At 60.3% G+C, this 25,779-nt stretch carries 16 protein-coding genes and 1 tRNA gene; 4 read left to right on the forward strand and 13 right to left on the reverse strand.

The window, feature by feature from the left end; translation table 11 throughout:
• Positions 1 to 266 precede the first annotated feature (266 nt).
• The 7 genes from C7I85_RS21785 to C7I85_RS21810 all read right to left on the reverse strand — a co-directional run bounded on the left by C7I85_RS21785 (position 267) and on the right by C7I85_RS21810 (position 11,481).
• Positions 267 to 1,658, reverse strand: coding sequence for an RtcB family protein (locus tag C7I85_RS21785; RefSeq protein WP_181257254.1), 1,392 nt, complete (start codon positions 1,656 to 1,658; stop codon positions 267 to 269).
• 475 nt (positions 1,659 to 2,133) lie between these two features.
• Positions 2,134 to 2,221: transfer RNA gene (locus C7I85_RS31035), tRNA-Cys, on the reverse strand.
• A gap of 368 nt (positions 2,222 to 2,589) precedes the next feature.
• Entirely contained in the window at positions 2,590 to 4,659 is a 2,070-nt protein-coding gene (locus C7I85_RS21790) for an AIPR family protein (RefSeq protein ID WP_106726137.1), read from the reverse strand.
• Positions 4,656 to 5,630, reverse strand: a complete 975-nt coding sequence (locus C7I85_RS21795) for a PD-(D/E)XK motif protein (RefSeq protein ID WP_210203065.1) — start codon at positions 5,628 to 5,630, stop codon at positions 4,656 to 4,658. The genes C7I85_RS21790 and C7I85_RS21795 overlap by 4 nt, the downstream gene beginning before the upstream one ends.
• On the reverse strand, positions 5,617 to 8,355 hold the full coding sequence (locus C7I85_RS21800; protein ID WP_181257256.1) for a Z1 domain-containing protein: 2,739 nt from the start codon (positions 8,353 to 8,355) through the stop codon (positions 5,617 to 5,619). The genes C7I85_RS21795 and C7I85_RS21800 overlap by 14 nt, the downstream gene beginning before the upstream one ends.
• Positions 8,340 to 9,845, reverse strand: a complete 1,506-nt coding sequence (locus C7I85_RS21805; protein WP_106726139.1) for an ATP-binding protein — start codon at positions 9,843 to 9,845, stop codon at positions 8,340 to 8,342. The genes C7I85_RS21800 and C7I85_RS21805 overlap by 16 nt, the downstream gene beginning before the upstream one ends.
• 82 nt (positions 9,846 to 9,927) lie before the next feature.
• On the reverse strand, positions 9,928 to 11,481 hold the full coding sequence (locus C7I85_RS21810) for a DNA cytosine methyltransferase (protein ID WP_181257257.1): 1,554 nt from the start codon (positions 11,479 to 11,481) through the stop codon (positions 9,928 to 9,930).
• Positions 11,482 to 11,548: 67 nt separating this feature from the next.
• On the opposite strand from C7I85_RS21810, the gene C7I85_RS21815 reads away from it, so the two are divergent.
• Entirely contained in the window at positions 11,549 to 12,019 is a 471-nt protein-coding gene (locus C7I85_RS21815) for a very short patch repair endonuclease (protein ID WP_106726200.1), read from the forward strand.
• Positions 12,020 to 12,170: 151 nt separating this feature from the next.
• On the opposite strand, the gene C7I85_RS21820 is transcribed toward C7I85_RS21815, so the two are convergent.
• Complete coding sequence (locus tag C7I85_RS21820) at positions 12,171 to 15,446, reverse strand: TM0106 family RecB-like putative nuclease (RefSeq protein ID WP_106726140.1); 3,276 nt, start codon at positions 15,444 to 15,446, stop codon at positions 12,171 to 12,173.
• Between the two features lie 669 nt (positions 15,447 to 16,115).
• Between C7I85_RS21820 and C7I85_RS21830 the strand changes: the two genes are divergently transcribed.
• Both C7I85_RS21830 and C7I85_RS21835 read left to right on the forward strand, forming a co-directional pair.
• The gene (locus tag C7I85_RS21830; protein WP_106726142.1) at positions 16,116 to 17,099 is read left to right on the forward strand and encodes a helix-turn-helix transcriptional regulator; all 984 of its coding nucleotides are present in this window, start codon (positions 16,116 to 16,118) and stop codon (positions 17,097 to 17,099) included.
• Between the two features lie 27 nt (positions 17,100 to 17,126).
• Positions 17,127 to 17,792 (forward strand): HEPN domain-containing protein, encoded by a 666-nt coding sequence (locus C7I85_RS21835; RefSeq protein WP_245445042.1) that lies wholly within the window; start codon positions 17,127 to 17,129, stop codon positions 17,790 to 17,792.
• A gap of 7 nt (positions 17,793 to 17,799) precedes the next feature.
• Here C7I85_RS21835 and C7I85_RS21840 read toward each other — a convergent pair whose 3' ends face one another.
• From C7I85_RS21840 to C7I85_RS32050, 5 genes are all read right to left on the reverse strand, one after another.
• Positions 17,800 to 18,747: a PD-(D/E)XK nuclease family protein gene (locus C7I85_RS21840; protein WP_106726144.1), complete on the reverse strand. Its 948-nt coding sequence runs from the start codon at positions 18,745 to 18,747 to the stop codon at positions 17,800 to 17,802.
• Positions 18,748 to 18,900: 153 nt separating this feature from the next.
• Positions 18,901 to 19,686, reverse strand: a complete 786-nt coding sequence (locus C7I85_RS21845; RefSeq protein ID WP_106726145.1) for a GIY-YIG nuclease family protein — start codon at positions 19,684 to 19,686, stop codon at positions 18,901 to 18,903.
• Between the two features lie 132 nt (positions 19,687 to 19,818).
• The gene (locus C7I85_RS31040; RefSeq protein WP_181257258.1) at positions 19,819 to 19,962 is read right to left on the reverse strand and encodes a hypothetical protein; all 144 of its coding nucleotides are present in this window, start codon (positions 19,960 to 19,962) and stop codon (positions 19,819 to 19,821) included.
• Positions 19,963 to 20,044: 82 nt separating this feature from the next.
• Positions 20,045 to 23,125 (reverse strand): hypothetical protein, encoded by a 3,081-nt coding sequence (locus tag C7I85_RS21850; RefSeq protein WP_146148912.1) that lies wholly within the window; start codon positions 23,123 to 23,125, stop codon positions 20,045 to 20,047.
• A 448-nt stretch (positions 23,126 to 23,573) separates the two neighbouring features.
• The gene (locus C7I85_RS32050) at positions 23,574 to 23,765 is read right to left on the reverse strand and encodes a hypothetical protein (RefSeq protein WP_181257259.1); all 192 of its coding nucleotides are present in this window, start codon (positions 23,763 to 23,765) and stop codon (positions 23,574 to 23,576) included.
• Positions 23,766 to 25,011: 1,246 nt separating this feature from the next.
• Here C7I85_RS32050 and C7I85_RS21860 point away from each other — a divergent pair.
• The gene (locus tag C7I85_RS21860; protein ID WP_106726147.1) at positions 25,012 to 25,713 is read left to right on the forward strand and encodes an outer membrane protein; all 702 of its coding nucleotides are present in this window, start codon (positions 25,012 to 25,014) and stop codon (positions 25,711 to 25,713) included.
• Positions 25,714 to 25,779: the final 66 nt, after the last annotated feature.

Below are 25,779 nucleotides of genomic sequence, written 5' to 3' on the forward strand. Positions count from 1 at the left end.
GGTGGCGCGGGATCGGTCGCCCAGCGACTGATATTCGTCGAGAAGATTCTTCAGCTTCGGCCAGGTACCCGTAGCTGAACTGGATAGAGCGCTGCCCTCCGAAGTGACCGCAATGGAGCGGACTTGACAGTCCGGGATGCTCAGAACCGCTGGGAACCCGAGATTGGAATAGTGCTTTTGGGCCGCCCTCGGCACTATCCCGCCACTCCCATAAGCAGTTCGACGATGGCTTGGTCTGCACCCAGCCATCGCCGTGACACTAGGATCTACGAACGTGCCTGCTTCTTCTTTCGCCATGGCGCGTTGGCTTGCCAGTCGCCAGCCATGATGCAGCCGTAAGGCTGCACCTCGTCCACGATTTCTGCCAGGTCGTAGCTCTCGATTTGGCGGCGCACCGCAGACGCATTCTTATAGGCGCTGGGCAGTTCCGAAATATCGGCCACGCCGTAGAAGAAACGCGCATCGATGCCCTTCGTCTCCTCGGCAAAGATGTCGGCGTCGCTGCGGCCCGCCTGCATGCGGCGATGCTGGGTGCGCGAAAAGTTGCGTCCAGCGCCATGCGGCGAGAACCCCAGACCATTCGGCGCATTCCTGCCTCGCACGATAAGCACTGGTTCGGCCATGTTGAGCGGTATCAAGGTCAGATCCGTCGCATCGCCGGCCCAGTTGTCGAAGGCCGGAGTCGCTCCCTTGCCGTGATAAAACAGGCCGTCCGAGCGCCGGAAGACGAAGTTGTGCTCATTCCAGAAGCGGTCCGCGACCTTCGCCGAAAGCCGCTCGGCCGCAAGATCGTGGATCAGCGCATGATTGGCCTTCGTCCAGTCGCGGATAATCTGCAACGCATCCCAATAGTCTTCGCCTTCCTGCGTGTCGGCAGGAATCCAGGCGTTCTGCGGCAGCGTCTCGGGCGAGAGCAGCTTGCGATGGGTTTCCGCGATCTTCATGCCCTTTGCATAGAGACGAGCGCCCGGCGCACGCGAGCCGTGATGCGTCACCAGCGCCGTCTCGCCGCTCGACTTGATGGTGCCGACATAGGCGAAGTGGTTGCCGTCGCCCTGTGTGCCGAAATGTTCGATCGCGGCACTCATCATGTCGCGCAGAAACGGATTGGCGTCGATGCGCTCGACAACCCCCAGCGGCGGCCGAATCTGGTGCCCGCGCGGGCGCCCGCCAGGGCCGAAATGAGTGACCGCCTGCACTGCGTCGAGCAGCGCAGCCGGCGCCACGCCGGGAAATGTCGAGATCGCCATGGAGCAGCAGATGTCAGCCGAATGCATGCCGGGATGGATCGCCTCGGAAACAGCGACCCCGCCGACAGGTATCGTGCCGATGGGCCCGGCCGGACACGCGTCCGGCATAACCGCGCCCGCACGAACGACAGGCGTGCGCAGCAACTCGCGCATCGAGTGTGTCACGGCCTCGACGTTGGCCATTTCCTCGGGCGTCTCGGCTTCGATGTTCATGTGAAAGGGAACAGCGTCCGACGCATGTAGCGTTCGTGCTGGAGGCGGCGCGAAACCTCGCGCAGTCTCCAGCGCTTGTTCAAAAGAACCGCCACGTTCCAAAACGGCGTTCGCAGCCGACAGTGCCTTGCCGAACCACTTCCCCTGCGCCATTCCGGCGTCGATCAAATCCTGCCCGCTCAAAACCTCAACCATCATATCCATCCATCAAAATTGTTCGAAAGAACCGAAAGACGGCAAGAAACGGGAGACAATCTTTTCCGCCACTTCGCAACTCGCGAAGGAAGGACATGAACCTTCACGCCTTTCGGCCACCCGCTATCGCGGGCTGCGTCTACCTGTAGTCCCACCTGCATCCGTCATTCAGCCAGGAAAGGCGACAAGAATCTGCAAGACTATCGGCAGATCCGTAGATCCGCCGGGCGGATTCGAACCGCCAATACCGATGTAATCCTGCATGCATTCGCCTTACCCGATGCTCAGGGCGACAAGAATTTGCGAGACAATGCTGAGCTACTTCCGGCTACCGCCGGAAGGGATGGATTGAACACCCGACCGCCTGTCACTTCCGTGACAGGCGCTCTATCCCTGTAGTCCCGCGCGCATTCGCCCGCCGGTCTGGCGACAAGAAGCGGCAAGACACCTTATACCTGCGCCACTCCGCTCTCTCTGGAACGAAGGAGTGATTTGAACACCCGACCTCCCGCCTTGCGGCGGGCGCGCTACCTGTAGTCCTGCCTGCATTCGCCAGTCGTTTCATACCCGCGGCGACTAGAGTGAACGAAACCGGAATGCCCCGCCCATGCCAGAGAGCGCCTGCGAGGTGAGGAGTCGAACCTCACGGACATTCCAAATATGTGCTGTAGTTCCGTCCGGCATTCGCCGCGCTTTCTTGCTTCCTTTCCTGGCCTCGGTCATTCCGAATTGGTCATGACGACAAGATTGATGAAACGTTGCCCCTTTGCAGGGGCCCTGCTCTACCTTGCTGAGCTACGGGTTCGTAGATGGTGGAGGGGAGGGAACCGAGATCGAACCTTCTCTCCACAAACCCAAAGCATCGCCACTCCACGCTGGGCCAACCCTGTGGGGTCTGGGCGGGGCGGGTCCAGCGTCGGTGCCTCTCAGTTCAACCGGATACGAGTCCCTGCTCCCTCATTCGTCCGAGAACATTAATGGCATGCTTGGACTGGAGTTCGCTTGGCAGCTGGCGCGGCATCGAGGCACAGACCCCAAGGATCTGCTGATCCTTGGGGGTGAGTTTTCGGTCCGCAACACCCCGGGCCAAGATTTCCCGCCAGAATTCGGGTCCGCGATTCACGACTTCGGATTGGGCAGAAATACCGTCAATCTCCCGCTTCTTGTTCCTTTCATCGCGCTCGCTGGTACGCGCAATCTCCTTCAGAACCAGGCAGCCATCGAATTCGGCGCCATAGTCTAGCTTTCGTCCCTTCAGGCCATTCCAGCAAGCCTGCTGTTTGGCCCATTCCGACATGTTGCGCACGCCAGAAGGAGGATGGGTGATCACGAAATGAGCCTCGGCCGCGGCAAGAAGCAGCGCGCGCTGCAGGGCGTCGGGAACCGCCTGTCGCCGCCAGATTGTGTCGAGGTCTAGCACCTGCTTTTCACCGTTAGCATCGTGGAATACCTTTGCCATTGCGTAGGTGACGATGTTCGCGCGGTAGCCACCCTCATACCAGGGCTGCTTCGGAACCTCTGCCTCGAGCTTGCGGAAGATGACGGCCCTGGCGATCAGCCGACGGTACCAGAGCTCGTCATACTCCGTGTCGCTTTTCGACCACGTTTCGCCTATTTCCTTCGCGAATTCGGCGAAGTTCTTCTGCGCGCCCCGTGAGACGATGTGAGGCCGCCCGGTGGCTGAGTGAGCGAACTTGGCTAGATCAGTCTTGCTAAAAAGCTGCGCCTTTGGAAACTCCAGATCGAATTTTTTCTGCTGGGCAGCTGTCAGTCGGCCGCGCGCGTTGATGAACTGCCCGCGGGACCGCTCGTAGAACCACTTGCTGTCGTGGCGTTCCCCCTCGCGCGCAGTGAAGATGACATCCCGCGAGAATTGCTCGATCCGGATATGGAACGGGTGGTTCGAGAAGAAGTCGGCCGCATTCACCTTGTTCTGGGTGTTGGCGTATTCCGAGATCTTCGGCACGATGTCTTCAGATCGTTCGGGGGGCACAACCGTCAACTTCATCTGAACGAAGACCTGCGGAAGCTGCTCCTTCGCAGATTTCAACCCGGCATGGATCGATCCCGTTGTCTGTGCGCCGTTCACGATCTGTAAGTTGCTGATTGACGAGATCGCGAACCCTTTGTCGGTCCGGACACAGCTCACGTCGTCGGCCGTGGCCGACAGCCCGTTGTTGTAGGGGAAGAACAGCTCAGGCTCGTCCCTGATGGTCTTCTGGATCCCTTTGTTCGTCTTGGCCCTTGCCTGTAGGAAGGAGCGGACATTGGCCTCTAAGAGGCGCGCGCCCCACCGGTCGTAGATTGCGGCCAGCTGCTCGCCCGGCACGATCAGCAGATAACTTTCAAGCGCTGCGCCGGTCTGCGAGGCCTTTAGCGCTGGAAGCGGGGCGCCGAAGTCGCTCGCGAAGTCGATCACCAAGTCCTCGCGCGCCTGACCGGATCTGTCGAACCGCTCGAACCGGGCCAGATCCCAAACGGACCAAGTGACCGGCACATCCTCGAGTTCCGCCAGCTTCACGGCGTCATCGCGGCCGATGTATCGGCGGTTCGAGACGAGGATCAGCTTGACCTTGGTGACCTGTGACCAAGTTGTGATGATCAGGTCGGAGATCTGGAAAGCGGGATTTGCCTCATTCAGCGCATCGCGGAACGCCTCGTTCCGGGCCTTCTTCAGAAAGCGGATCAATGGGTTGAGGATAGGTGCAACGTCGCCCTTGCCGAAGGTCTGAACACCGTCGCTGTCGACAAAGTCGCAGACGATCAGGCCAAGAACCCCCTCGCTGTCGCGCGGGTCGCCTGCATATCCGTCGATCCTAAGCTTTTGGGCACCTTCGCCGCTCTGGTAGTACGCCCGGTCGGCCACCTCGAGCTCGCCCGCCTCAGTCAGCCGTTCGGTCATCCGGTCGAAGAAGGCCTCGACCATCAGGATGCCACTTGCGTCAGCCTCGCGGCCGATATCGGCCATCAGGTTCTGGTGGTATTCCTCAAGTTCCTTCATTGCTGGTCCTCATCCACAAGTCCCGATCGCACGTCGTCCCAGTCCGTCCGGAAAGGTGCGCAGGCAGACAGCGCTAGGGCATACGTCACGCCTGACACACCGAGCGGAACAGGGGTGGCGATCCGGGGAAAGCCCTCTGTGATGGTGTGGAAATCAGGGGGGGAGGCGATCCAGCGCCACGTCGAATAGTCGTGCAGCGCGTCGTATCCTGCGTCGGCAAGGTGCAGATCCCAATACATGATGGCGGACGGCTCCGTCCGCTCAAGCAAATCGGTGACCTCGACCACGTGCTCGGTCAACGTTCTGCCATGGGGCGGCTGAACCTTGTCGACCGCGAGGATCGCCAGCCAAAGGCGACGATCGGGCACATCGGCCAACTGGAACTCGTTGCTGATCTTCACAAAGGGTTGGGATGCCCCGCGCCGCGCCTTGACCTCGATGCAATCGGCCTTGAGCTCGAAATCTTTCGGAGCCCCGGACGGGCCGGTCCAGGCCGTGAGGGCAGATTTCGCGCCGATGTTGGCCATCAGTAGTTTCAGAACCTCGATCTCACCGATCAGGCCCTTCTGCGCCTCCTCCGACAGGGCTTCGGGCTTTCCGCCTCTCAGCAGATAGTGCCAGCGGAAGGTGCGCCCGATGGCCCTTTCCAGCGCCTCGGGCTCGGTTTCGGCGAGCTCGCCCGCCGCAATCACGTCTCGACACAGGGTTTCGAACAATTCAAGCTGCCCGTTGTCGGTGAGCCGAATGTAGAGAATCGGGCCGCCTGGCAGCGTTTGGAACCGTATTTCGAGGTTTCTCAGCTTCGGCAGATCGGGCGCCGGGCTCGGCAGGTCGGTCAGTTGCAACACCAACGCGACATCTGCGCGCGGCATCACAGCCCAGAACCAGTTCCACTTTGCCGACGCAGAAACGCGCCGAGTGTCGACCTTTCCTGCCTCGAGGCCCGACCATGGCGTGTCATTCGGTATCACCGAGCGCCTCCTCCTCGATTTCCTCCTCGCCGAACATCTCGCGTATGCGGATCGTGTTGACCACATACTCGACGGTACCGCCCTGAACTTCCGACGGCGGGAAGCAGATGCTCCAAGCCAGAACCAAGCCCGGCAGCTTCCCCCTCAATGCGTTGTCGGCAACGTCGGGTGCCACGAAGCGAAGGATGATCAGCGGACGGCGCCCTGGTACTTCGCAGAAGATCCGCGGCGGAAGAGTTTTCGGGGCTTCTTTCCCCTGGCGGTCGCACTCCTCTCGGAAGGCTTTGGTCGCGGCATCTATCTGTTCCGCAGTCAGGCCGACGCGCTCGTCACCGGGCGATCCAACTCGTCTGCTGGTTCCGCTGATGGCAAGGACGCCCTGGCGCAGATCGTCCTCGCCGACCGCCCTGCCGAATGCCTTCATTACCACCCCTGTAAGGCCATCCTCGATTGCCTCTGCCTTCTGTGCGCTAGCAAACAGGACGTCCCATTCCTTCAGCTCGTTGTCGGCGCGGGCGTCGATATAGTCGCTCATGAGACGCGGATCGGTAAGGGGATCGGCGGCATCGGCGCGGAACACCCGAAGGAAATCACGCACCAGATCGACGTTGACTGACCTATAAAGGGTGCCCCTTGACGGTTGATTTGCGGCAAGTCCGCTCGCCTTGACCGCCGCTGCAAGCGCCTGCCCAGCCTTCCTGTTGCGATCGAGCTGTTCTCGGTCCGTGCGGATGCGCGTCGTCTCAACCAATTTGCCTGCGAGCCCGACCTTAACGGGGAACTCCCTGCCGGTCCCCATCTTGTTTCGGGCGGTCACGATCAGTGATTCAGGATGGCTGCGCACGGCGAGACCGAACTGCTCAGGAGTGGCCTTTGCCAGTTCCATGCGCTTCAGTTGCGCCTGGAGGTCGTCCATCGCCTCATGGATGTGGGCATACCAGCCCACACCGTCGGCAGGAATCCACACGCGGCACAGATCTTCGTAACCGGGACGATAGCCGAACCAGCGCCCCATCTGCATAAGTGTGTCGTACATCATGGAGTTCCGGAGGAAGTAGCTGACAGTCAATCCTTCCAGCGTCAGCCCTCGTGAAAGGGAGAAGCCGCCGACGGCGATCACCGTCACGCCGTGTTCGCCTCCGTGGTCGTAGTCGAGAGCCTGGGACCTCTTTGACGCATTGACCTCGACCACGCGGGCGGCAACCAGAACCTCGTGCAGTCTTGCCTGTACCTCCGGCCAGTCGGCGCCGTCGGCTACGGCATATTCTTGCTCCCAGATCATGTGCAGCGCAGCGATCTCGGGATTGCGCAAGGCAGCTCTGCCCTTGCCCGCATCGACAGCAACGGCGTCCCGGATGCGGCTGACAACGTCGGAAATCCGGGACCGCATCCGCCCTTGGACATCCGTAAAGCGCGAGGCATTGACCAGCATCGAGGCATGGGCGGCCTGCTGGCCTCGCGCGTTGCGTATCGCGCGGGCGACGATGAAGGCGCGCACCGCTCGCACTAAGCTGCCCGGCAGCACATCGACCGGATGGTCGATCTTGTGCTTCATCGGCAGAATATCCTCGTTGTCGTCGATCAGCCTGACGTGCCGGTCTCGAGCGTCGAGGAACACCTTCTGTGCGCCGAAGTAATTCGATGGCGCATCCAGCCCAATGATGAAGTGGCGCGGGAACAGATCCTGCTTCAGTGCCTCGTCATCCGTATCGGGGTCGATGAAGATGTTGGCGAAGGGCGTTGCGGTGTAACCGACATAGCAACTGCGGTGGAACAGCGAGAGCAGTTCGCGGATCTGGCTGTTGATTCGAGTGACCTCGTCGCGAGCATATGCGGTGTTGATCGATGCGTTGTCTGCCTCGTCGTCGATCAGCAGCATCGGCTGGCTGACCATCTGCGTTCCTTGGTGGACAGAGTGCTCCTTCAGCCACTCCAGCAGGTTCTTCAGTGTGCTGGAATTCTTCTTGAGCACCAGGACCACTGGCACATTGTACTGCCCGATCTGGCTTGTATTCGTCGTGGCCGTCGCCTTGTTGAAATCGCGCAGCGTGTTCGTCAGCGAGACCGGGAACTCGCGCTGGTCAAACTGGCCGACGCCGATGATTTTCTGCCGCTGCGCCTTGTTGGCATGGGCCAGCCGCCCTGTGTCGCGGCCGATGAAACCTTCGTCGATCCGCACCTGGGTCTGGTTGCGCAAGTTGTTGTGGATGCCCGCAATCACCACGATCAGGCGATAGCCCGCGTCAGCTGCCTTGCAGATGAGGCCGGTGTAGTTCTGAGTCTTGCCGCTCTGGACATGGCCGACGACCATGCCCCGGCGGTTCCACCGGCTGTTGTTGCGTGGATCGCCGAGACGATCCAAGACCCGATCCGTCACCTCATCCGTGGCGTCGATCACCGATTTGGGCAGGCCCTTCAGGTTCAAAAGCCTGCGATAGCGGCTCCAATAGAAGTCCCCGACCTCGCCATTGATTCGGGCGTCATGCAACCATGGTCGAAAGTCCTCGGCATCGACGACCGCGCCGAGGCCCATGCTGATGCCATACTTCTCCTCGATCAGGCGAGCGAGTTCTTCAGCCTCGTCATCCTCAACCTTCCCGGCAAACATTGGCGTACCGCGAAGCTGTTCAATGATGTCCCGGATCGACTGGGCCGTGTGGGGCCCTGTCTGTGACGCCATGAACATCGACGTCATGCCTTCAAGGCTACTCAGCAGGGGCTCCACTCTTTTTCCTTTGTCTCGATGGTTGCCGCGATGATGCGCTGGGTGTCTTCCCACGCCGAACGGAAGGGATCGACGTCCTTCATCAGCGACAAGATTACCTTCATGTCCTTCCCGGCCTCCGAGAGGACAGAAAGGGTCGCCCGAACAGCTTGGGCCAACGTATCCTCATCCACCCGGTCGGGCACGATCTCCTCAGCCGCGCCCGCCATGTCTGCGTGCACGGTTTCAATCGGAAGCGATGCCCCAACTAGCGCAATGCAGTTGAAGAAGCCGCGCCGAAGGTCCGATGGCAGGTTTTCGGCGAAGGCGGCGAAAGCGGGGTGCTCGATATTCGGTCGGTATCTGATCTGTCCATCGGCCTGGATACGATGCCACATCGGTAGTCGTTCGTGGTCAACCAACTTCTGCCCGCGCTTGTTAAAAGTCCGCTTGGACCCCGCCTGAATCCTCTCGATCACCTTCTTCAGGCGGTCGCGGACGATGGGAGGCAACTGCGCGGAGGACTTCTTGACGTCGATCTTCCAGTCGGCATCCATGCTGTTGGGGATATCGATCCTGACGCGCGACAGTTTGGTGAGCTCGGATTGACGGCACAGGCCGAACCAGGTTCCGTAGAGAATCAGGCGCTTGCCGCGGTACAGATAAAACCCTTGGGACTTCAGATGGCCTTCGGGGCCGCCTATGTCCTCCCAATCCATCTTGCTCATCTGCTTATAATGCGGAAGCGTGAAGCTCTGGATATCGACATCACCAGGGATGAGGTTCAGTCGTTCCTCCGGATCCGCAATGGTTGCGGGGCTCTTCCTGGCGAAGGGATCCAGTGGCCGCAGGATTCGGCCGTTCAGCAGAATGCGGAGTGGCTTAGCTTCTTCCATGAATCGATGAAACACGAGGCGCAAGTGCCTTTCGGTTTCAGCAATCCTCTGGTTGATGACTTCGGCGCGCTTGGCAGCATTGCGGGAAAAGCCGCCGGTCAGTCGATCCAACTTCTGCCAGAGAACGAGCGTGCCGGTTGTGCCCAAGTGACCAACTGCCGGGATCCCGGAGGCGTCATCAGGCAATTGCACCGCCCATTCATTCCGTTCCGCAACGTCATCAAGATCCCAGATGGCCGCACACGTCTGACCTGCCTTTCTGGAAACAACTGTCAATCGTCGGCATTGCGAGAAGCTCGCGCTTTTCAGGCCGAGACCGAAACGCCCAAGATCAGGCGCGCTACGGGTTACCAGCGGGTTTTGGCTCCCGGGGCGCATGGCGGCGACAAGTTCATCTTCCGTCATGCCTTCACCATTATCGACGATCGCAATGTATGGTTCGTCAGAATAAGTCTCGGTGATGATCTGGATTCGGCCGGCGCCAGCCGTAACGGAATTGTCGATGATGTCAGAAATTGCGGTTTCGAGCGAATACCCGATGTCCCGAAGTCCCTCAATCAATGCCGACGCATGCGGGGTTGCATCAGCCCGCCTTGAAACACTTACTTCCTTCATGCAGCCCTTGCCTAACCCATTTGATCTACTCTTGCGCGAAAGGGATGGCGTTACAAGGCGCACAACAAGCCAAACAGTACACTCAAGCGGGGTGGGTGCCAGCTTTTGTCACGGATGCGTGGATCAGGGCCGCAATCTGCCGTGCAAGGAACGGTGGTACGGCGTTTCCGACCTGAACGTACTGCTGTGTCCGGTTCCCGAGGAACAGGTAGTCGTCGGGGAAGGTCTGCAGCCGTGCGGCCTCGCGCACGGTCAGGCTGCGGCACTGCATCGGATCGGGATGTATGAAGTAATGTCCGTCCTTGGAGATGTGACTCGTGACCGTGGTTGAGGCTTGGTCGGCCAGCTGGACTCGAAAGCGATCATTGAAGACGCCACTGTGCCAGTTGCGATGATTCGGGCTGAGCGCGAGCGGAAAATCGGCGGCCTTCGGGCTGTACCCGCGGACCTCTCCGAACGCGGCGGCGAAGAGATAACGCCCGAGATCGGAAGTCATGTGTCCGCGCGTCTCATGCTGGGCGATGGCGCGCAATGCCGGCCGCTCAAGCCATTGCAGCAGTTCGTCGTTCGAACTGCCATAGCCTTCCGGCAGACACGACGCCGCGCGAAGGCTCGCTGTTCCGTCTTCCAGTCGCTTGGCAACGGACGCGAACGCATCCCCAAGCGAGCCGTCGTCCTTCCCCTTGTAGATGCCAACCAGCTGTTTGGCCGCTTCGACAACCTCGCGCCGCCACGCCAATGCATCATCTCGACCGGAGCTGATACCGCTACGGAGAGCGGGCATCGTCCCGATGGCATCGCTGACCACCCGCGCCCTGCCGGAAACGGCGACCTGGGCGCCGGTGGCATTGCCTGCGAGGTCGGAGCGGATACCGACGATGATTACCCTGTGGCGACGCTGCGGGACTCCGAATTCTTCGGCGCGCACGATGAAATCAGGCGGCTGGGCCGCCTCTTGCAGGCTGGCCTTTCCATCCTCCACCCGGATCGCCCGAAGCTCGTAATGGTGACCATGGCCCGTGCCGAGCGAGGACAGGTCCTCCATCAGCATTTCGAAGACAAGTCGGCTCTCGATGGTGGAGGACAGCATGCCTTTGACGTTTTCCATGACGAAGGCGGCCGGTCGAAGCCTGTCGAGCACCCGGATGTACTCGCGGAAAAGGTAGTGCCGCTCATCCTCTTCGGGAACATAGCCGACCTTGCCCTTGGCCCGGGCGCGGCCCACGAGGGAATAGGCCTGACAGGGCGGACCACCGATCAGGATCGTGTCGTGGTAACTGTCTCGCAGCTTCACGATGGCGCCATCGATCGCGGTCGCAGCCGCCTCGGTGCCGAGCTCGAGCGCACGAGCTTCGTCGATGGCAAGCCGCCACGCTTCGGCGTCGACAGTTGACCAATCCGGCTCGGGGACAAGCCCTGCATGGAAATCGATGAACTGGTTGGGTAAGGTGTCGTGACGCACCCGGTATTCGCGCAGGAACGCACGCAGCGTGAGGGTGCGATGGGCCGATGCCTCCTTCTCGACCGAGATGCCGATCCGGAACGGCACATGCCCGTCCTCGACGAGCGAGGCGAAGCCCTCGCCAAGTCCGCCCGGACCAGCAAACAGATCGACAATGCCGAAAGTAGCAGGCAAATCAGGCTCCTGACGAAATCCATTCAGCTGGTGTATACCAAGTTTCAGGACGAAAACCAGGGCGCGCGTGACCGATATCGTGGACCAGCAGACCCGTTCCCGGATGATGGCGGGAATAGGGGGAAAGAATACGAAGCCCGAACTGGCACTTCGGCGGGAACTGCATGCGCGCGGCTTTCGCTTCCGGCTACATTCCAAAAAGGTTCACGGGCGGCCGGACCTTGTGCTTCCAAAGCATCGCGCCGTCGTCTTCGTACATGGCTGCTTCTGGCATCGCCATGAGGGCTGTCGCTACACCAGCACCCCATCTACACGCCCGGAGTTCTGGCGGGCGAAGTTCGAGGCGAACGTTGCTCGGGACAGCGTCGTTCGCACGACGCTTCTGAAAGGCGGATGGCGCGTAGCGACGGTGTGGGAATGTGCACTCAGGAAACCGGAGCAGGTCGAAACGAGTGCCCTCCTTCTGGCCGACTGGCTCGTCAGCAGTTCTGCCGAGCTTGAGATCGGGAGTACAGTTGACGAAGCCCAAGGTGAGTAGCGCGAGCTTGGGGGGCCGTGTCCCAGAAGGTGGACCCGACAACATAGGCTCAGGCCGCTCTCGTGGTTAGCTTTCATCAGGACATGACGCCGAGGACACGGCATTCTTGCTCTTAATTCTCGGCAAAGTGCTCCTCAATTTCCGCCTACATTCAGTCCACATTCCATACCGGCAGCGCGCAAAGCGTGTTCACAAGCCGCATCTGTTCAACCGTCTCGCATTTGGCCTCGTGCAGCCGCGGTGCACCGAAGACCACTGCAAGCCCCTTTGCTCGCGAGACCGCCACGTTAATACGGTTGAGCGAGAACAGGAATTCCATGCCCCGCGAGGTTTCCTCGGTCGAGGAGGCGGTCATCGACACGAGGCAGATGGGCGCTTCCTGTCCCTGGAATTTGTCCACGGTGCCGACGCGGATCGCTTCGGGGAGCGCCTCACGGAGCGCGTTTACCTGCGCGTTGTAGGGGGCGACGACGATGATATCGCTCTCCTGAATTGGACGGGTGCTGCCCTCCTTGTCGGTCCACCGGCCCGCCAGCAAATCGCCGCAGACCGTGCGGATAGCCTCCACTTCTTCTGCCGCCACCTGCGCATTGCTTTCGTGTGGCACCGGCACCCAGAAGGCCCCGGCCTCGGGGAACCTTGTGCCGCGGACGACCTGGCGCGCGGTGTCGGGATGGCTAATCAGCCGCCCCTCATAGACCTGATCCGAGATGAAGCGGCAGACCTCGGGGTGCATGCGCCGTGAGACGGGCAGGAAGATGCCACGGTCCGGCGGCACTGTGGCGTGGTCGCCCAGCATCCAGTCGAGGCAGGAGAGGTTTGCTGGGTCCGGGTGCGCACCCTGTATGACCTGCGGCAACTGGCGTGGGTCGCCCACCAGCACGATGTTGCGCGCGGCCCGACCCATCGCCGCCATGTTGGCGAGACCCACCTGGCCTGCCTCGTCCACGAAGAGCCAGTCGAAGGCCTGTACGTTCTCGTCACGGGTGAAGAACCACGCGGTGGCGCCGACCACATGCATGCCGTCCGCGGCCTCGTCATTGCTGGTGGTGCGGCGGACGGGGCAATCCTCGGGATAGCCGTCATCCTCGCCCGAGGTCTTGTGGACCAGGTCCAGCGTCAGGTCGGGATCGTCATCCTCAAGCGCGCTCAGGCAGCCCATCAGCACGTTGCGGATGGCCTCATGGCTGTTCGAGGTGACACCCACGCGCGCGCCCTTCCGCACCAGCGACAGGATCGCCCGCGCGGTGACGTAGGTCTTGCCGGTGCCTGGCGGCCCCTGGATCGGCAGCACCGTTTCATCCATGGCGCCCACAGCGTCAATGGTGCCTGCGACCGGATCGGCGACGGGCCCCAGAGGACCGGCGGTCAGGCGGGGCGCTGAACGGGACAGAAGGTCATCGACGGCCCGATAGACGCGTGGGCCGCATTGGTCGGCAATCACGTCGCGCAGTGCTACGGCGATCACGTCGGTCTTCAGCGGCCAGTCGGGGTGCAATGTCAGCCGGTCGGCCAGCAGGTAGTCCTTGCCTGGCCCGGCCTTGACAGTGATCTGCCGCGCTCTGCGGTCCATCTCCTCGATGCTGACCGTCACCGGCGGACCATCAAAGACCGGCACCGTAGCCTTCTTGCCGCCCCGAAGCTTGGTCTCCTGCGAGGGAAAGCGGTAGCTGCGCGCGAAGGATCGCTTGACAGGTTCCACCGGGCCGATCGCTTCCAGCCCCGCCAGCGCGTCAAGGTCGTCGATCAGGTCGTCCTCGTCCTTGGATACCGAGTCGAACACCGCCCATTGAGCGGGCTTGGCCTCGCGCCTGTGGAATAGGCCAAGGTTGAACAGCATCGCCTGCCCGTCCTCGGGCAGACTCGACGCAGCGAGGCTGGCGCGCAGCGCTTGCGTCCCGGCATCCTCCTCGACCTCCTTCTCGCCGGCATCCTGGCCGGGCTGCGGCCAGGCGCCTGCGGGCCGGATGCTCACTAGCCAGTCGCGCAATTCTTCGGTCGAGATGCAATCGATGCGGTTGTAATCCTCGATCTCGTCCAGGATGTGCTGGTCGCCCGTCTCGCGCCATTGTTCATAGGCGACAACAGACCCACCCGCGGTCTTCACCTCCCCGTCGCGCTTGCGGCCATAGAAGGCCTCCATCGACTTGATGGAATAGTTCGGTTCGGACCCGATCAGCCCGCCACGGACCACGGCGAACAGATCGACAAAGCGCCGCTCGCGCAGCAGGCGGTCAAGGAAGGCCTCGCCGATCCCGTATTTCGTGGTCAGCCGCCGCAGCGCTGTGATCTCATAGGCGGCGTAGTGGTAGATTCGTGCGTCCTGATAGGCTGCGAGCCGCGTACGGAAGAACTCCAACAGATCAATGAGCGCACGCGCCTCGGCCGCATGGTCGTGCGCCCAGAAGGCCCGGAAATGCCCGTCGCACCATATGCCGTGCAGGTATTCGAGGCCGCCCTCGTAATGCGGGTCGCCCTCGATGTCGTAGAAGATGTCGCCCGGCTGCGGCGCGGGCAGGAGGTCAAAGCCCTTGCCCGGTTCCGGGTCGCGGAGTTCGAAGGCGGGCGCCCCGGTCTTGCGGGCGTGCTGCAGCCGGGCTTGCGTCACCAGCCGAAGGCGGGTGCCTTCGGCCATGCCCCGCACGGGTCGGTCAAGGTCCGCCAGCGCCACCATTGTCGTGATCCCGGCGGCTTCCAGCTTCTTCACCTGACCCCGACTGATGTTCGCGACGTTGAACAGGCTGTCCTCGGCCTGCCAGATGCTGTCGCAATGCGCCGCCCAACGGCACAGCCCGCAATCGGCGCAGGGGATGGGGCGCGTCGGCTGCGGGTCGGCCACGAACTGCTCCAGCCGCGCCCGCGCCGCCCGGGCGTAGTGCGCGTAGTCTGCCAGCCGCAGCGTCGCGCGTTCGCCAGTGCCAAGTTCGACATGCGCATATTCCGGGGCCACGCCCTGAATATCGGTCAGCAAGTCGGAATAGAGCACGAGCTGCAGCACATGCTTCGGGTGCGGGCGGCGCTTGAGCTTGGTGTCGGCAACCTCGTAGCTGAAATTCCCAAGTGCCGATGGGCGGTCAACCCGTTCCAGAAAATCCGACCAACCGCCCCAGTTGCCCGAAAGAAACGCTCCCTGAAACACCACCTCTGGACCGGTCGCCAGCGCCGCGCGGGTCGTCTCGGCATTGGTCGCCAGATCGCCGCGCGCGATCTCGACCACTCCGCGGCCCGCCGCATTCAGCCGTGCCAGATGGGCGGCCTCATGGGCGTCCCCCTGTTTCTGCAAGAGCGCCGCATCCTCGCTGTCCTCGCCCGGCTCGGGGCCTTCGCCTCGAAGATGCGCCAGATCGAGCGTGGTCGCACGGGGACAGCCCATGAACCGCATCAGATCCGATGCCGAAAAAAGAATATCTCCGCCAATATCCCGCATGCTTGCGCCCAATTGATCCAAACGCAACCCGCACGGGACACGCCTCGACTGGTTGCATGTTCATCAATAGCTTATAAGGGTGTCAATACTTGACATATATTGGCGTTGCCGACCGACGGTTTGACGACAAGCGAAAAAATGGGGGCGGAATTGCCCCCATTTGAATTCGCTATTGGCAAGATGAGCTGTTGGATAGCGGCGCGCCTCTAGGCTCGCTTGCCCGCAAGAGTTGCCACATCAGGCACGGACAAGACTAAGGCTCCTTGGCGCTACAAGCGATGCCCTCTTACCCTTACCGACCATCCGCAGCGAAAAACCTTGCAACACAAGCTCTGCTGCCTCGTCCAAGGTTTTCACATAGACAGCGTTCTTGGCGTGATGCTTCTGTGCCCCGAATTTCGGATCACCCAAGCAGTAGCCTTTCGCGGTCAGCTCGGGTTCTTCGATTGCGCCATCGCGCGGCGCAATCCTTTCGATCCTGATAACCTTCCCCGTCATTTCACCCCCTGATATTTGCGACGCCAAGGCTCGTAGCCCGAACGAGGCCTCCTTGATGCGATCAGACGCGACGGCCGCTTATCTCGATGCGAATCGCCTCGACAGGTCGCAAAAGCCTCAATAGCCTGAAAGGGTGTCAAACCCTGTCACATAGTGCATCAAGGGGCCCGCATGTCCTTTTCGAAGGCGCAGGATCTAATCCGCCTAGCAAGACTGGCCGCCACCCGGCGCGGCGGGATCAGCCTCGAGGAAATCTGCGATGAATTCGGGACCGCCCACCGGACGGCGCAGCGCATGACCGATGCGCTGGAGACGAGCTTCGCCAATGTCGAGGCCGTGGACGGACCTGACCGCAAACGTCGGTGGTGGCTTACCGATCCTCTGCTCGATCGTCTCCAGCACCGTCAGGAGACGGCGGTAGAGGCATTGGACATTGCTGCACGCGCAGCGCAGGCTGACGGGCGACTGCGCCATCTGCGAGCGTTGAACGACCTGCGCGACGGCCTGCTCGCGCGCCTGGTGCCCAAGGACGCACTTCGGACAGAGGCCGATGCAGAGGCTGTCCTGACGGCGATGGGCCAGGTCACACGCCCCGGCCCAAAGGTAAACCTGCAGCCCGCTGTCCTGGATGCCATCATCGAATCTCTGCGGGGCCCCTTCCGGCTGCGGGTTCGCTACGGCAGCCCGGATGCAGCAGAGCGCATCCTGGAACCGCATGGCGTGCTGATGGGGCACCGCACCTATCTGGTCGCCCGTCAGCCTGCGCGCAGTGACACGATTCTGAATTTCCGGATGGACCGCATCTATGCAGCCGAAACAATTGACCAGAGCTTTGCCTTCGCGTCCGGGTTTTCGCTGGAGGATTATGCGGCACAGGCCTTTGGCGTCTGGCAGGATCCGGCACAATATGGCGAGGTGATCTGGCGCTTCGCGCCCGAAGCCGCCGCTCGTGCCGCCGAGTTCCGCTTTCACCCGACACAGGTTGTGTTACCCCAAGACGACGGAAGCCTGATCGTTCGGTTTCACGCGGCAGGCTGGCTGGAGATGGCTTGGCACCTTTATCAATGGGGCGACAAGGTCGAGGTGTTGGCGCCAAACGGTTTGCGCGCGCTGGTCGAAGGGCACCGCCGGGCCGATTTCGATGCGCTGCCGTGACGTATTCTTGAGAGGGAGGGGGAGTCGGTGAAGGATGTTCTCAGCTTCAGTGCCTTGAAGGAGAAGCAGCGGGCGATCCGTGTAGGTTTTCCCCAAACCATGGGCCTGCGCGCGCACCGGGCAATCAGTTGGATCGGTCGGGCCGAAGCTTGTGACGAGGATGATGACGCCCGTTTCATCTTTCTATGGATCGCGTTCAACGCGGCCTATGCCGACGAGCGCGAGTTTCAGGCCTTTCCACAGGGCGAGCGGGCAGCCTTCCTTGATTTCTTCGGCCGCTTAGTCGCACTGGACAAGGACCGGCGCATCTACAGGGCGATCTGGCAGCGGTTTTCGGGGCCGCTTCGGCTCCTAATGGAAAACCGCTATGTCTTTAATCCGTTCTGGCAGCACCACAATGGGATCGATGGGTTCGAGGACTGGGAGGATCGTTTCAAGACCTCGGCGCGCGCCTTCGCCCAAGCATTTCAGGGCGGTGACACCGCGCGGGTGTTGAGCTTCGTCTTCGACCGGCTCTATGTGCTTCGGAACCAGCTGGTCCATGGCGGATCAACCTGGAACAGCGGCGTGAACCGGGCGCAGGTGCGCGATGGCGCGTCCATCCTCGGTTTCCTGATGCCGGTGTTTGTCGATCTGATGATGGATCATCCGACCAACGACTGGGGCAAGCCATTTTACCCCGTGATCGAATAGGAGTGGATCACGGATGAGCTTTCGCGATGGCCTGCGCCAAGCTCATCATCGCGCAAATCTGGTCGAGAGCCTTGGCCGCGATTTCTTCTTGCTTCTCGAACGGAAGTAGCGGGTCCATGACTTCAACTGCCATGCGGACATGAAGCTCGCCGCCATGTTGAACAGTCCATGCAGCCTCCGGTAAATTTCCCTGCAAGTGACGCTCAGCGACCGGAGTCCAGGCCCTTTCGAAGATCAAACTGACCTCACCCCGAAAGAAGGCGTGCTTGAATCTGATGCCACCCGGTAGCCCTGCTGCCTTAAGATAGTATTCGCGGTCTCTGCCCTCCTGGCGCGAAGCTTGCAATTGCGGATACCTCGTCTTCACAAAGTCGCGATAGGCCTTCTTGAGAGGCGCGATGACCGAATCGTAAGCGTGATTGGCTCGATTGTCGGCCTCGCGCGCTCGAGTCTGACGCGAGGCCGCAGCGATGAGAATCGCGTGCCGCCACTCCCAGCCGGGATACGCTGCACTTTCCAAGCTCTGGGCTATTTCTTCGAGAGAAACGCGGTGATCCCAGCGCTGGTCCTTGGGCACGCCGGCGAGATACCCTCCCGGTGCACAAAGAACCGTTGTGTAACGATCGACGGCACGCTCCTCGCAAAGGATATTGCCCCTTAGATGATAACGCTCGCATTGATCAGGCTGCATCGGAGCGCCAATCTTGTCTTCGATCATTACGGCGATACTTTCGTTCCCGAAGCGGATAATCACCAGCACATCCGTTTCGCCATACTCCCGGTAGACGCTGTGGCGCGCTGTTTCGACGGTGGCACCCGACAAATCTAGACGCCCAGTCAGCCACTTGGCGAAAGCCCGAGACACATGCAGTTGCTCAATCAGGAGCAAGTCGATGTCGCGCTCCTGCACAGAGAAGGGGAGGATTGGGTTGTAGCGAGAAAGTATCGGATTCATTATGCCCTCAACTAGTCCATGCTCTCAGCAGATTTGAGAGATCCGACACGGTTTGCGCGGTCGGCATTGACGTCACGCGCCAGCGCACGACCAAGTGCATGGCAAATTCGCGTGCCGGAGGCCAGGCATACAGCAGCGGGATAATCTGAACTCTTAGGCGGCTGCGAATGCGCCTTCTATGAAAGGACGAGCTCGATCCGCGTCTTCGACGTTCGTGATCTTGATACGCAGTTTCAGATGTCGCCAGCCATGGCTTTCGGGGATTGCCTGCGCAAAGTGGTCAGGATTGGGTACACCCGACTCGACCAAATGAAGGACGATAGCACTACGCTGGACCTTCACCTCAAGGAATGTCCTTCCGCCTGGAAGCTTGTATGCTACTCGGTTGCCGGGAGTGCAGGTTTCGCCATTGGCCAAGCGTTCATCAAGGCGCAGTATGGTTTTGCGGAGATCGTGAAAGATCTTGCGTCGGGGTTCATCAGTGTAAGCAGCATGATCATCAAAAGTGACGGACGTTTTTCTTTTCCGCACCAGTGTGTGCACGTGTCGTTCAATTGAACTTACTTCGATGCTGTCGAGCAATGAGGCCCGATCAGGAATGGTCAAGTCTTCCTGAAGCTCATTTTCTTCAGGCGCCGAAATCCGTCCCACTTCTGCGGCTACGTCGCTGACGATGCGAATGGCGTCCTTCAGCGGGAGCTCAAAGAACTCCCGGTTTGTTGAGATGCGATGTGCGCTCAAAAGTTGGTGAATAAGACGCTCCGCGTGATGGCAATCAACAACTCGTTCTTCGTACAGGACCTCGAATTGCCCCAGGACACCTGTGCCTGACGATATTTCGCGCGCCCGCCACTCAGGCTTCTTGGTGGTTCTTCCGATCTTGAATTGATTAGCTCGGTATGTCGGGTTGAACAAGATGTAGATGTAGCCCTGGGTCATCGCTGATACCCCTCAAGTCGATTTCGTGCCCAATTATCTCACAACATTTCCAATCAGCGATTGATGCGTACAGATGCCATTGTTTCTGACCAGAAAACCTTAGCGTAACGATCGAACGGATTTAGCGACCGTCTACGTTGATGACGCTTTTCTCATGCGTCGTGGCGCCGGCGAACGGTAGAACTCGAACTTCTTCGCGGCGCCGGCTGTACGGGCGAACATGTTTTGCGGGGCAGGCCGCTGCTGCGTATCGAAACTGCCAACGAAGTCGGCCATTCGATCGATCTCTTCGCGTGCAATCTCGACCACGTGGCGGGTGTTGATCCATCCCCCGGGTGCATCTGGAGCCCTGCATACATTACCGCACGATCCAGCGGCTTTCGAAGGCTCGGCTGACCTGCCACGCAGATACTTGCTCCGAGGACTTATCGCAGGTGGTGGCAATGGGGTCCCGCAGCATGTTGAACTCATCGTCGATGAGGTAACCGACCGCGAAACAGTGCTGAGCATACTCCCCGCGAAGCGCATTTTTGGATTTCGCAACAATCTCCACGAACACGGCCTCGGCGCGTCGCCCGTGCCAGTCTGCGGTTCCGTAGTCCAGCAATGTCCCGTCATAATCGTCCACTTCCCAGCCACCCTGCAGGCGCTCCTGCTTCCATTGGGCTATGCTGGGGAACAGCGTGGCAAAGTCACCACTGATCTCTTTGCTTCGAATATATGCATCGCCCAGGTTAGACAGGCGATTGAACGCAGCCTTGGCTTCTTGCGAGTAGCGCGCGCGCAAGTCGACTTCAGCCTTTGCACGTACAGTTTCCGCATCCGCTGCCTGCTTTGCGGCGAGTGTCCGTTGCGCTTCCTGTTCCTGCTGTTTGGCGGCAATTTCGCGCTGTTGGGCTGTGTCGGCATCTGTAAGGGCGGTCTGGGCGGCAGCTACGACTTGCGTATCCATCCAGACGGGCAACATCGTGTAAGAAATTTGGGCCTTGCCAAGGCCTTGCAGGAGTTGCTGTAGATCGGCCGCCTCGGCATAGACCACACCGCAATCCTGCTTCTGAATGCCGACGAAGGCTCTTTCCAGCGACATGACGGAAGTGGCCCCTTCCCTTGGAAGGTACTTTGTCAGCGCTGTGTTGTTGGAGTCGAAGAGGTATCGATGCAGAGGAAGCGTTTCCTCCTCCACCGCCAGGCATATGCCATTAGCGTCGTTGTCCAACTGCACGAAGCCGTATCCTGTCCTCAGACCGGCAATAACCTCCTTTCTGATGGTCTCCGCGGTTTGTGTGTCCCGCTCTGACTCCTTTCCCACGTCTGCCCAAGCGATCGATTCGAGCAGCTTCAGGTCCTGCTTTTCGAACGCTTCGACCAGTGCTGACGCTTCGATAATATCGCTCTGCAGGAACCGACCGCGCTCAAGGACGATGACATCTTGACTCACCATGGCAGTAGCGCCGCAATTCGGTGCCAAATTGAAGGTCTCAGCACCAATTCGCCGAAGTGCCTGCACGACACGGATTTCGCCGTCGGGCGAGGCCGGAGCACCGCCCTGCCAGCAATAGTTTGCGACCGCGCCATCGAACGCAACCTTGCCGACCAGATTGAGGATGAGATGCGGAGCTTTTGGACTGAAATTGCCCAAGAGCAGAATGTCCTTAGGCGCGCCCTCCAGCAGTAGCCGATTCTCGTCAGTGAGTGCGAGGCCGTTGCCGGCCTGCTGGACACCGCTGGGCTTCTTCTCATCGCTTGCGGGAACGAAGGCGGCCAGCGTCTCGGAAAGGCCCAGCCGCTCAAGGGCCGACTTGGCCTCCTTTTGGCTGTTCAGGATCCTCGAATCCTGGCCCGAGACCCGCGCGTCGGTCAAAGTGGACTTCAGGGCGAGCAACTCCGCCACATTGTCGTCGAGGAGGTTGCTCGCAACATACTGCTCGACGAAGGCTTCCATCCGGCGAATCTCGGCTTCGGCGGTGGCCCGGGCGTTCGTTTTTGCAACGGCCTCGGAGAGACGCTTCTCTTCCAGGAACTTCTGAAAATCCGCCTCTGCACCCAAGAGTTCGTCCAGATGCGTCAATGCTTGCTCGATCGGGCGGAAGTCCGTCGCCTCCTGCTGCTTCTTCAGCGCAACGAATGCCTTGGCAACCTCGAGTGGCTGTGTGAGCTCACGCTTGGCTTCCATGAAGGCCGTCAGGTTCTCGACCAGGGTTGCAACGCGCGCTCGTGCAGTCTCCAAGGCAAGGCGATTGCGCTCCGACTCTGCGGCTACGCGTTTGGCCTCCGCCTCCTCTGTGGCAACGGAATTGAGGGCGGCGACCACTCTATCCGCTGCGGTATCGGTCTGCTTACAGCTTACCTCCGCGTCGGACCACGCGGAACGGAGCACATCCATGCCGCAACCATGTCGCTTGATCGCCGCGTCGACGAGAGCAAGTTCCTGCAGGAATGTACCGGCGCTAGGCGCTCCTTCAGTGCTGGCCACTTCCGTTCCGGGATTGCCCGCGGCCAGTTCGGCCCTATGCGTCTGGAGCCGACGGCCGATCGTGTCGAACGCAGCGGCCACGTCAGGGCCACGTGCGCCCAGCGAAATGGCAAGCAGACATGAATCCAGTCCCGCAATCATATCGCCGCTGTGGTTGGTGCAGGCTTCGCCTGCCTCTTCAGCGGCTGCGACGGCGCGCTGATGTGCTTCAAACGCGGCGCGATCGGGTAGTCCCGACTTCACGAACTCGCGGTATTCATCGCGCTCGGCAAAGCCGGCTGCTCTGGCAGCGGCGAATTCGGTTGGCTCGGGGAAGCCGCCCCGCGCCGCGGCCCGGAACTCGTCCGGATTTTCGAAATTGGAACTCTGAAAAGCGGCATAGGATGCGGCTGTGTCAAAGCCCACCCGATGCGCCGCAGCCATTTCGGACGCATTGGTGAACCCACCCGCCTCTGCATCAAGAAACTCCTGCCTCGACTGGAATCCGCCTCGCACGGCGCGGTTCATCTCATCGCGACTGCGAAAACCGAGCTCCGCAATATGTTCGAGTTCTTCGACATCGGTGTCAGTAAGAGACAACGATGTTATGCCAAAAGCCGCGGCGAACGCCATCTCTGCCGCCCGCGTGCCTGGCCCGCGATCGCCGTCAATCTTGGAATTGTAGAAGCCGAGCGAGTTCAGAGCCGCCTGCATGCGTTTTGTAAGCGCAATCTCGCGTTCCCTTTCGGCGTCCTTGCGGGCCTGCTCTTCTGCCCGCAGCCGCTTTTGCTCCAGCGCCCTTTGGCTCTCTTCATGGCGACGCTGCCGCTCAAATTCCTGACGCCGCATATCGTTCTCGATAACGCGACCCATCAGGTCGAAGATGCCGTTGATGTTCTGAGACAGCGCCGGGCTAGTTGTCGCAACACAAAGGCTAAGAGCCACGACACCAACGCGGGTCGCGGAAAAATCCGACCACGATTTCACAATTAGGTCCCCCACCCAAATCTTATTGGCCCCAGCTTACAAGCCAAGCTTAAGATCGCAATACTTCCAGGTGGATGTTCAGGGAAATTGATAAGCGCCGGCTCATCGAGTCACTACATTCTGCCTTGCCTGCGTTGACAAGGTCGCCGTTTCTAAACTTCAGCTTCGCCATCTGCTCACTCGATGCAACGCAGTCGACACGGCATGCACTGCTGTCATTCCCGCGAGAAGGGCAGCTGTCTCGCCTTCCGACTTAGGTGCGGCAGGCACGGAATCTTTGATGGTCGCTCTGATTTCGTCGCGCAGTGCTTCAAATCAAGGTCCGTCGCCATTCTCTCGCGCCAACTCCCTGACGATGATCGTTGCCGATTGGTAGAGGCACATCGTCCAAGGCATTCGCGGCAACGCGGCCGCATGGGTATTCAAAGCCCTCGGCATCCTCGCAGTATTACGAGTTCTCTGGCGCATCGATGCCGTTGAAGCAGATGCGCTGGCCGGCAATCTCGATCGTGTCGCCATCAATCACGGACGCTCGGCCTTCGATGGGTTCAGCGGCAGCGCGCGGCCAAAGTGAGCGCAGGCTCTCGACGAAGCGGCTAATGCCAGCACCACCATGGCTGATTTGCTGGACGGCGAACACTCCAAGGACGATCGCCAGGGGAGCAACATGCCGGCGCACCGCATGCGGAAGCCTGCGCCGTCGTCTGCTGCCGTTGTAGAGTTGGAAATCCCGACGCCTGCGCATAGACCGCAATCAACATGGAAGCTGGCGACGGCAATACCGTCTTCAGCTTCGTCCCCTCTCAGGAGGCTGGCGAATGGGGCCGCTTCCAGCGATCATTTCCAGGAACTGGCGACGGCTGTTGATCGTCGCGCCACCAAAAGCCTAATTTCGTATCCAGCCAAATTGGCTCGCCGCCCCCGCGCAGCGCATCGATCGCAGTCCTTATCGGCTTGTCTTCCGCCGCGACGACTTTGCAAATTTGAACGACGCTGATCGGCCCCCGAGCCTTTACAGCTTCCAGGACCTTAGCCCTTAGCCCTGCCGTCTCAGCCATTACCGCACCCCACTCGCTTGTCTGAAGATGATGCTACCGATCCGCATTTAGTGCAACTCTCGCGGGTAGGTGGCCAGTTTGGCGCCGTGGAAATGAGGCCCGGTGGACGCTCGAAGGGGGATAGGGCGGCGCCGGTGCCTTTAGCTGTCAAGCCGGACAGCAGCCGATGCTATCGTCGCAAACACGGATTTGTTTGCCATCAGTGCGCTCGTGTTCTTGCCGGCGCTCTTGCCTGCCGGCATCGTACGAGCGCCGTCATCAATCTTAACCAGTTAGAGCGACTGCAATGGTCTCCATCAACAGAAGCTCACACCTGCCGTTAGGGTAAGCGGGTATTGCCGGAATTCCTCGATATCTCCGGTTGATCGGAGCTCCTCCCCTTGCCTCGCTCAGAACCGGCGGGGACAGTGGGTTGGCGCCCGAATGGTTCGTGATTGCCGAAAGGGCGAGGCAAAAGGCTCCCCAACGACCCTGACCCTGAGCATGTCATGAAATGCAAATAAGAGCCCGCCGCCTCGGGTGAGACGACGGGCTGACATGCTTCAACAGAGACCTGGCCGAGCAGTGGTGTTGCCTTTCTGCGTCAACCCAATTCCAACTGGCACCTGGTCCGGCGAGCTCCGTTGACAATCCGGCCAAGATCGCAAAAGGCTTTCACCGCTCAGATGTACGTGGACCTCATCCGGATGAGGTAGTTCATCCGGCCTGGGCCTGGACGCGGGTGGCGACATCCGTGGCGGGCTCATATTGTCAGATCTCGGCGTTAGCTTTTTGCGGCGCAGGCCCTTTTCCAGTTGATCACTAGCAGGCAACAAAGAGGGGCCATTGATGAAATCGATCCTATTAGCCGGATTGGCTGTTTTTACTCTGACAGGGAGCGCCGTTGCTGCCGACGTGGTCGTACAAGAGCCGGTCGCCGCATACAACTGGTCGGGCTTCTATGTTGGTGCGCAAGTTGGATATGCTTGGGGCAAGTCTCCCTTTAGAAACCGTTCAGACGATTACGTCGAGGGAACGGATTTCGACCCCCGTGGCTTCTTTGGCGGCGTGTACGGTGGCTACAACCAGCAGCTGAGCAACAACATTGTTCTTGGCGTTGATGCTGATATCAACGCTGCCGATATTAAGCGCAATGGCGGCGATTATTACGATTACACTGACGGCTCGGTATATGACTACGTTTCACCCTCATCGAAGATGAATTGGAACGGTGCGGTGCGCGCGCGAGTTGGATATGCTTATGATCGCGTCCTGCCCTACATCGCCGGCGGCGTTTCGTTCGGAGAACTCAAGTTCGACCTCATCCACAAAAACTACGGTGACGTCAAATTTTCCGAGAAGGCCACGATGACCGGCTGGAACATCGGCGCCGGCATCGAATACGCGGCAACGGATAACGTGATCCTGCGGGCGGAATACCGCTACACTGATTTCGGCAGCAAGACCTTCCACGGCCTGTGGTTCGAAGACGAGGGCAGGATCAAGCTGCGGACAAACGACATCCGCATTGGCGTCGCCTACAAGTTCTGATCTGCACTCCCGCAGTGACTTTTGGCCCCGGCTCTGCCCGGGGCTTTTTTCTGCCCGCCGGATAAA

This window comes from Pseudaminobacter soli (ex Li et al. 2025), assembly GCF_003012705.1.
Taxonomy (GTDB): domain Bacteria; phylum Pseudomonadota; class Alphaproteobacteria; order Rhizobiales; family Rhizobiaceae; genus Pseudaminobacter; species Pseudaminobacter soli.